The 8,102-nt window shown below is 59.4% G+C and carries 5 protein-coding genes; 2 read left to right on the top strand and 3 right to left on the bottom strand.

Going from position 1 to position 8,102, the window contains the following annotated elements; all coding sequences use genetic code 11:
- Window positions 1-141 precede the first annotated feature (141 nt).
- The 3 genes from WDJ60_RS05400 to WDJ60_RS05390 form a co-directional block, all read right to left on the bottom strand.
- The gene (locus WDJ60_RS05400; protein WP_340099037.1) at window positions 142-690 is read right to left on the bottom strand and encodes a nuclear transport factor 2 family protein; all 549 of its coding nucleotides are present in this window, start codon (window positions 688-690) and stop codon (window positions 142-144) included.
- A gap of 2 nt (window positions 691-692) precedes the next feature.
- On the bottom strand, window positions 693-5,294 hold the full coding sequence (locus WDJ60_RS05395; RefSeq protein ID WP_340099035.1) for a PKD domain-containing protein: 4,602 nt from the start codon (window positions 5,292-5,294) through the stop codon (window positions 693-695).
- A gap of 717 nt (window positions 5,295-6,011) precedes the next feature.
- Window positions 6,012-6,563 carry a metal-dependent hydrolase gene (locus WDJ60_RS05390; protein WP_340099033.1) on the bottom strand — a complete coding sequence of 184 codons (552 nt, stop codon included), beginning with the start codon at window positions 6,561-6,563 and terminating at the stop codon, window positions 6,012-6,014.
- 113 nt (window positions 6,564-6,676) lie between these two features.
- Between WDJ60_RS05390 and WDJ60_RS05385 the strand changes: the two genes are divergently transcribed.
- Both WDJ60_RS05385 and WDJ60_RS05380 read left to right on the top strand, forming a co-directional pair.
- A complete protein-coding gene (locus WDJ60_RS05385) occupies window positions 6,677-6,952 on the top strand; it encodes a DUF8044 family membrane protein (RefSeq protein ID WP_340099031.1) in 276 nt (91 codons plus the stop codon).
- A gap of 2 nt (window positions 6,953-6,954) precedes the next feature.
- On the top strand, window positions 6,955-8,049 hold the full coding sequence (locus WDJ60_RS05380; protein ID WP_340099029.1) for a DUF4350 domain-containing protein: 1,095 nt from the start codon (window positions 6,955-6,957) through the stop codon (window positions 8,047-8,049).
- The last annotated feature ends 53 nt before the right edge of the window (window positions 8,050-8,102 follow it).

Below are 8,102 nucleotides of genomic sequence, written 5' to 3'. Positions count from 1 at the left end.
ACATTGCGCAGATGACAACGACTCAAACTCGTCGAACACGTGCGTGCACGACAAGAAGTCCGTAATCGGCATCATCCGTGTTCGCTACCGCCTACGTCACGCTCCTACTTCAACGTTCAAAGCTGAGCTAGGGACCCGCACTCATTCCAGACTATAGAGCTTCCACTCGTCGTTGTCTTTTCGAAGTGTGAGAGCGACCGTATTCGTTCGTTCCTGGCCGTCCCGTGAGAAGACGAGCGTCGCGTTTACGCTCGCCTGGCGGTCTGTCCGTTCAACAACGCTCGTGTCCTGTACGTCGACTGTCTGGCGTTCGAACACAGCCTGCTGTTCCTCTGTAATGGTCCCTTCTGGACTGTCCGGATGGATGAGACTGTTCGCTCGTTCGAAGTCTCCGTTGCTCGCAGCCGTGTAGAACTCTCGGACCAACTGCACCGCCCCATCCGCTGACGGTGTGTCGGTGACGGTCGGTGTTGCTGTCTGGGGTGTCTCTGTCGGCGTCGTCGTCTGGGTTGATGACGTCGCTTGATTCGGTGTCGCTTCCGCTGTAGGCGAGTCACTCGCTGTTGCTGGTGGTGTGTCTCCCTCATCGGGTACTTCCTCACTGCTCGAGGGACAGCCTGCAAGCGAGACTGTACCGACTGCACCGAGTGTGACGAGCAACGTTCGTCGTGTGAGTGATTCATCGTTCATTGTTAGAATTCCCGGTCAAAGGTGAGTGTCCGCGTTTCGTTTGCTGACTGCAACTCGACTGTGATTGTGACCGCGCCGTCGTTGTCCAGGATTGTCGTCGTCTGACTCCGGTCGAATTCGACCGTCTCTTCGAGCGTCACTGTCTCGCCTGCGTGCACATCGCCGATTGTCCGTTCGTTCTGCCAAACCGTCTCACTGCCAGTCGTGACTGTCATATCGGCAGTGAGGTCGTCGACCGATCTGTTCGTCGGGTTCTCGATCGCGTAGGAGACATCCCGACAGGTCAGGCCGCATTCGGTCACGTCAGTGATCCGCATTTCGACTGCCGACATCTCGACAGCGACAGTCTCCCCGGACTCTTCTTCGACTGAGATGGTTTTGCTGACGGTATCGCTCGCCCCGTCGTCGTCGGTGACCGTCAGTGCGACCGTGTGGTTCCCGGCAGTGTCGAAGTGGTGGTCGGTGAACCATCCGGAGCCGACGCCCCAGACCGTGTCAGCCGGCTGTTCCCCGTCGAAGGTCCACTGGTAGGACTGTATCTCCCCATCCGGATCTTCCGATTCGAACCCGTTGAACACCAGCCAGTCACCAGTCGTTGGGTTCTGTGGCACGTACGACAGCCGTGCAGTTGGCGCGGTGTTCTCCCCGGGTGTAACGGTCACGTTCACCGTATCGCTCACTGTGGCGCTCTCGGCGGAAACCTGTACTTCGATGGTAGTTGTTGTCTCTTCTGCGACGTTCGATGGGGCGTTGTAGGTTACTGACTGGCCGCTCCCGGACAGCGTTCCCTCACCGCTCGCGATCGACCACGAGTATGTCGGCTGCCTCTCATCGGTAGTGCGGACATCTCCAGTCAGCGACACGGACTCCCCTTCTGTCACAGTTTTATCCGGCCCTGCCACAACTGTCAGTGGCGGCGCTTTGGACTGGTCGGCCTGCCAGTCGAGGCGTGGATACTGCCCCGCTTGAGCGTCCCAGACGCCGTCGAATGTGAATCCGCTCAGATTCCCACGTGCGGCCGTCCCGGACAGCTGCCCGGTTGCTAGCCCAGTCCCACCAGCCGATGTCGATTGCCCAGTTGCATCTGTATCCCAGTAGGACTGCTCGGCCGTCGGCGTCGGCCAGCGCCCACTCTCAGGCTCGTTTCCGACGAGTCCACCGACCCGGCTTGAGCCAGTCACTGTCCCTGTCGCGTACGATTCACGGATCGAGCCACTGTTCACTCCAACGAGTCCACCAACACCGTAGCCGCCGTCGACGGTCGCCGTACTGTATGACTGCTCGACGCTACCCGTCATGTCGGTCGTGGCGCCAATATGTCCGACGAGACCGCCGAGATCGCTCCCGCCCTGTCCGTCGATAGCAGACACGGTACCGCTCACAGCAGACAGTCGGACGCTTCCACCGTATCCGACAAACCCGGCGAGGCCACCGACAGAGCTATCTCCCGTAACTGTGCCGGAGACCTCCGTTTTGTACACTTTGGCGTTACTGAAGCCGACAAGTCCACCGACGCTCTCGTCGCCGGTAACGGTCGTCTCTGTGAGCGTGACATTCTCGATCGTACTATCGCCCACCTGCTGGTAGCCGAATACCCCGACGTACTCCTCGTCCGGTCGGTCGATCGTCAGCCCTCGAATCGTGTGTCCGTTGCCGTCGAATGAGCCGCGGAATTGATTGCGGGTCGCCGACTCTCCGATGGGATCGAAGCCGGCACCGCCGTTCCACTCTTCGGTTTCGGTGGCGTCGATGTCGTCAGCGAGGACGTAGTGGGCTGTTGGATCGTCTTCCATCGCCTGCAACGCAGAGGCATTGGTGATGACGTACGGACTGGATGCGGTCCCGCTCCCGCTCAGATCCGTGGTGTCAATATCCTTCTCCGATGTAGCAAACACGTTTATCGGCACTGTCACCGACTCGTTCTCACTTGCCACCCGCGCGTCGTACGCACCGCGATCACTGTCATCCGTTGGGAGACTGAGGGTTACTCGTTTCGACTGGCGACTGTCGAGGCGAACCGTCGTCGATGTCTCGCCCAGACCGCTCACGTTCAGTGAAACGGGCTGAGTCGCAGCAGAGTACCCCTCGTTTTCGATGTCTGCGGTGACGTTGAGTTGCTCTCCGGGTTCGACCGGCCGATTCGTATCGTTGATTGCAACGGCGAACCGCGTCGAGTCCGGGAGGATGTATCCCTGTAATGTGGCCGCCTCATCCTGCTTTTCAGTACGCATCGTCGCCTGATACAGGTGTGCGTAGTCGGGATCGAACGACCCCGTCATAACCGGTAGAACCCGTTCAGTCGACTCACCGGCATCCAACTGTACCTGTGTTCGGGTCTGGCCGATCAGCTCTCCGTCTGTGCCTGCGCCGGCTCGAACCACAAGCGAGACGGTCTGATTGCCGGCGTAGGCATCAGTATTTGTGAGGGTAGTCACGACCCGCAGCGGTGCCCCCGACACGACGGAATGTTCCGGTTCGTCTTCCGTTGTGGAAGTCGTTGTCCCCTCAATCTCGACGGCGAAGTTTGGTGGATCCGAGGGTCTCACGCTGACCGGCACGGTTGTCGTCTCGTGCGCACTCGTCAGCGATGCCTCGTAGTCGCCGGTGTCTCCGGACTGGGTCTGTATCGAGAACGTCTCCCGAGTCCAGTCACCCGGTTGCAACTGGAGTGTCTTCGACTGGGTTCCCACTCCCGGTACAGTGAGTACAATATCATCTCTCGCCACCGTCTCGCCCGTGTTGTCAATACGAGCGGTGACATCCAGGCTGCCACCCGGTTTGACTGGTGTCTCCGCCTCGAGAATCTCGATTGCAAACTCGGGGTCCGTCGTGTCGGCGACAGTAACGGTTTCGACAGCTGTCCCGTTCGCGCCGTCTCCGTCAGTCACAGTTACTGTCACGGCCCGCTCCCCTGCGGTCTGATACGTATGGGTCACGCTCGGGCTGCTCGTCGTCTCTTCGACCTGTCCGTCTCCATCGAAGTCCCAGGCGTACTCCGCAATTGTTCCGTCTGGATCCTGCGAGGCACTGGCATCGAATGTGACTTCGTTCGTGGTTGCTGGGTTCTCGGGCTGATATTCGAAGGCCGCCGATGGTGCAGTACTGTCCCCGTCAACGGAGACGGTGTACTGTTTTACGTGCTCGGACTGCTGGTCCGTCGGTGCGTCCGAATTGAGCCGTGGCGCGGCGGTCCAGCCGCCATCCTGTGCGACGGATTTGACGTTAATCGTGAACTCACCGCTCCGTTTGGGCGTCACCTCTAGAGTCATCGTCTTCGTCTCCCCTTCAGCCCACCTGCCACCGACTTCGGCGAGCGGGTACGACGCGGTAACTTCGTCAGTACCATATACCGCACCAAGGTCCTCCCCCGGAGCGACCACTGTCGAGTATTCTTGATTCTCGAAATCAGTACTCTTGATCGAGACATCTCGGGCAGTGGCCGCATCCGGGAATGATACTGCAAGCGACTGGAACGGGGCGTCAACACCGTTGTTGGTCACTTCGACCGTCAGTTCCATGGGCTCACCGACCGTCGCTGACTCGGGCAGTGAAACGCTCGTAATTTCGGGCGTTGGAGACAGTTTCGGCGGGTCGCGGACTGCATCTGTGAGATTTGTGTACTCGTCCGCACCCGAATTGAGATACATCTGCGTCCAGTAGTAATCTGCAATCAGGTGCGTCTCGAACTCGTCAAACTCCGATTTGAACAGGTTGTAATCTCGCTCGTTTACTTCAAACGCCCCGGTATTCTCCTCTGCCAGGTCTTTGACGTTGGCACGATACGCCTGCTCCGTCTCGTAGAGCTCCCGCAACAGTTCCTCGCGGGTAGACACGTTCTCGCGCAGTTGGGCGTCTGTTTCTGCATTCCGAATATCCCTGGTATTTTGTTGTAGTTCACTCAGCTTGGTGTGGAATCTGTTGTAGCTCCCCTCTCCGTAACTGTTTGTGACGGTGAGCAGCCGACCCATCTTCCACTCAACAAAGGCGATGCCGCTCCAGACGCCAGTCTGTACGGCCGTCCAGGTCGTCGTCGCGGGTCCTCCTGCGATTCTACTCAACCCCTCGATTGCTGCCCCACGCTTCGTCGTCGGCACCGGATTCGCCGCCTCCGCTGCACGCCGCACGTTTTCGGCAGAATTACCCATCCAAAATTCCGCGTTGAAGAATCTCGTTTTGTACTCGGTGTAGGTCACGTCAAGCGACTCGATCCCTTGTCTCGCGAGTTCCTGTTCGGTGTAGTCCTCGGTCACTGGTTCGTATTGTACCGTTTTGGTCCATTTCGCCCGCAAGTCATCTTCAGTAAACACATCGCGATCAACCAATCTGACCGTGACTGTGACGGGGCCGCTCTCCTCTTCGATGTCCAGCCCATCGAGAGGGATCTCGTAGGTTCCCGAGGCCGTCCGCTCGACCACCTCGAGTGTTGTCTCGTTCCCGACAGTTACGTTGAACATCGGCTCGCCGCGTGTCTCAGCGTAGCCGAACTCGCTCACCCGCGTGTCGGCCTCGACCCTGATATCAAAGTTAGATGCTTTCCCGTCCCCGTCGTTGTCTGTCTCGTTGATAATCTCGGTATCGTCAATGCTGCCGTCTGCTGCAGCCACACCGACAGCTACCGACAGTCCCGTGAGAGCGATTGCAACAACGACAAGCAGAGAAGCGAGTGTTGATAGCGACCTCCTCTGTCGCCACGATACTTGCATGTTCCTGACAGATGGTGTGACTTACTTATCGCTTGTGCTCTGTTACGAACGATTTGCGTACCCAACTATCGGACAGTGGGCCGGTCAACCACCCACCCTACTTCGCTCACCCTGACGGGTTCGCTCGTTGAGGGTGGGGGTTGTCGGTAGAAAATATGATTATGTATCAAACGGGCTGAGTTACAAGAAGACCCGAGCCACGCGGAACGATCCGTTCAGGCGGAGTTTCTTGACGACGTGTCACCCAGAACCCCACTCCTCGTACTGGTTGCAGTGCTCGCATTCGACTTTGGTTTCCCACTCCTCACTGTGGTCGTGTTCCCACGGCGGCACGTTCTGAATAGATAGATCTTCGATACTGCCACATTCCGGGCACTGAGACCGGAGCATGCTGAGAGAAACCCGAGACAACGGCTTTGTTATGCACACTATACTGCCCGAAACGAACCACATTTTCAAATGACCGATGCCCACCCGACGAAGTACAAAACAACCACCAACCGACCACCTAGACCACATCCCGTTTCATTCACGAAACGCAGCATTACGTTCTCAGCAAACCAACGAGATACGCTGAAATGCACACGAAATTCCACGACAGAATCCGATGAAACCCACTCACACCGAATGCAACGAAACCCCTGGCAGCACCGAAAGCACACGCCGCAGTCCGGGCATCCCATCGCGCCACCAGACAACCACTGCCAACAGCGTAAGTCCGAGTTGCAACGCGAAAAACGGCGTCACCTCCATGGCCAGTATATGTGCCGCAAAGGACTGCTCAGTTCCGTAGGGAGGGGTCGTGAGCACCGGCCATAATAAAAAGTTCGCGTACGCAAAATCGCCACCGGCGAAGAGATGCACCATATCGCCGACAGTGTGGGATACCCACCCCACTCCAAGCGCTGCCAAGTAACGACGCCCACCGTACCCGACGACCCACCAGGCGACACCGAGGACCAGCGCCACAGTCAGCAGAGAATGGCCGAGCGATCGCCCGGTCGGAAGCACGGCGACCGACCACGCTAGCGGTTTATCAATCATGTCCGGCAGTTGCGTGCCGACCGCCAGCGCGAGCACGGCGAGTCCCTCCGGTGGACGACCACGAGAGCGGCGAACGAACATGGAGTACAGCAGATACCCGACAGCAGCGTGTCCCCAGGGCCACATTGCCCCATCGTTCGGTGCAGTGAGAGATAGGCCTTCGGTTGTCCGCTCGCACGCGACACCGGGCGCACGCTGCGACGCAATTCTTAACCCGGACCGCCGGCGACATGCACCCAATGGCCACCCGTCGTCGCCTCCAGTTCGTCCACGGACAGGTCGCCTGGATGCTAGCGACGCTCCTGCTGTTGGCACTGCTCGGTGCGTTCTCCCTGGAACTGTTTTTCGTCGTCTCCCTGATCGGCTTCCTCGTCGTGACCGAACTGACGGCCCCCTTCGCGGTCCGACCCCACTGGCGACGGCGGCTGAAGTGGTTCATTCTGCTTGGACTCGTTGGCTTTGCCTACATCGTCGTCAGGCGAATTCTGGCGATCCTCCCGCCGGGGGTGCTCTGACGGTGACCGACGAACGCGACCCCGATGACGTGATCCCCTGGTCGTATCCACGACTGCTGCTGTACGCGCTCGCCGGAACCCTCCTCATTTCACTGTTCGTTGCGGCCAGCACCTCCGGCGCGGCCTTCGGGACGTATAATCCGGGCTGGGACGGGGCCTCGCAACTCCGCGCCGAAGCCGACGCCGTCGACAGCGACACCACACTCGCTCGCAACGTGGACGCCTACGACAGCGTCCCCGCAAACGAGACGACGGCAGTCATCCTCTCGCCGGATAGCGCCTATGGGGACGACGCTGCGCGCGTCCGCGAGTTCGTCCGTGCGGGCGGCACGGCGGTTGTAGCAGAGGATTTCAACTCACACAGCAACGACCTGCTCGCGGCAGTCGGTGCGACTGCGCGAATCGATGGTCGCCTGCTCCGTGACGAACAGTCCAACTACCGCTCGCCGGCGATGCCCGTCGCGACGAACACCACCAATCACACGCTGGTTGACAGTGTTGACCGGTTGACGCTCAATCACGGAACGGTCATCGAGCCGAACAACGCTTCCGTGTTGGTCGCGTCGTCTGAGTTCGGCTATCTCGACGAGAACGGCAACGACGAACTTGACGACAACGAAACGCTAGCATCGTATCCGGTCGCGACGGTCGAATCCGTCGGCGAGGGACGCGTCGTCGTCGTCAGCGACCCGAGCCTCGCGATCAACGCCATGGTCGACCGGCCAGACAATCGAGCCTTTATCCAGTCGCTGTTTGCCGGACAGGAGCACGTCCTGCTTGATTACTCCCACGCCGAGCGATTGCCACCACTCGCGGTCGCCGCGTTGACAGTCAGAGATAGCCCTCTGTTGCAGGTGCTCGCAGGACTGGCTCTGATCACCGTTGCAGTGTCGTGGGTTCGTCGACCTGCTCTGCTGACGTGGCTTCGGTCGATTGTGAACGGGGATCGGAATCCAAACGGGCCACAACAGACTGGGACAACTGATATTGGCGAGCACGCCCTCGTCGACCATCTCCTCGACGACCATCCCGAGTGGTCCCGCGACCGCGCCGAGCGCGTGGTCCGTGCGACCCGACGGGAACCCGCCGACGAGTAGTGCCCCGACTGCGTTGCGGGGAACGAAAGTTAATTGTCAAGTGTGCTGGACTA

The sequence above is a fragment of the Salinibaculum salinum genome (assembly GCF_037645885.1).
Taxonomy (GTDB): Archaea; Halobacteriota; Halobacteria; order Halobacteriales; family Haloarculaceae; genus Salinibaculum; species Salinibaculum salinum.
Note: the sequence above shows the minus strand (reverse complement) of the source record. Positions and strands in the feature narration are given on the sequence as shown.

Bases quoted from the DNA above. Each gene is read 5' to 3' on its own strand.
- WDJ60_RS05400 (WP_340099037.1), bottom strand. From the start codon at position 690: ATGAACGATGAATCACTCACACGACGAACGTTGCTCGTCACACTCGGT.
- WDJ60_RS05390 (WP_340099033.1), bottom strand. From the start codon at position 6,563: ATGTGGCCCTGGGGACACGCTGCTGTCGGGTATCTGCTGTACTCCATG.
- WDJ60_RS05385 (WP_340099031.1), top strand. From the start codon at position 6,677: ATGGCCACCCGTCGTCGCCTCCAGTTCGTCCACGGACAGGTCGCCTGG.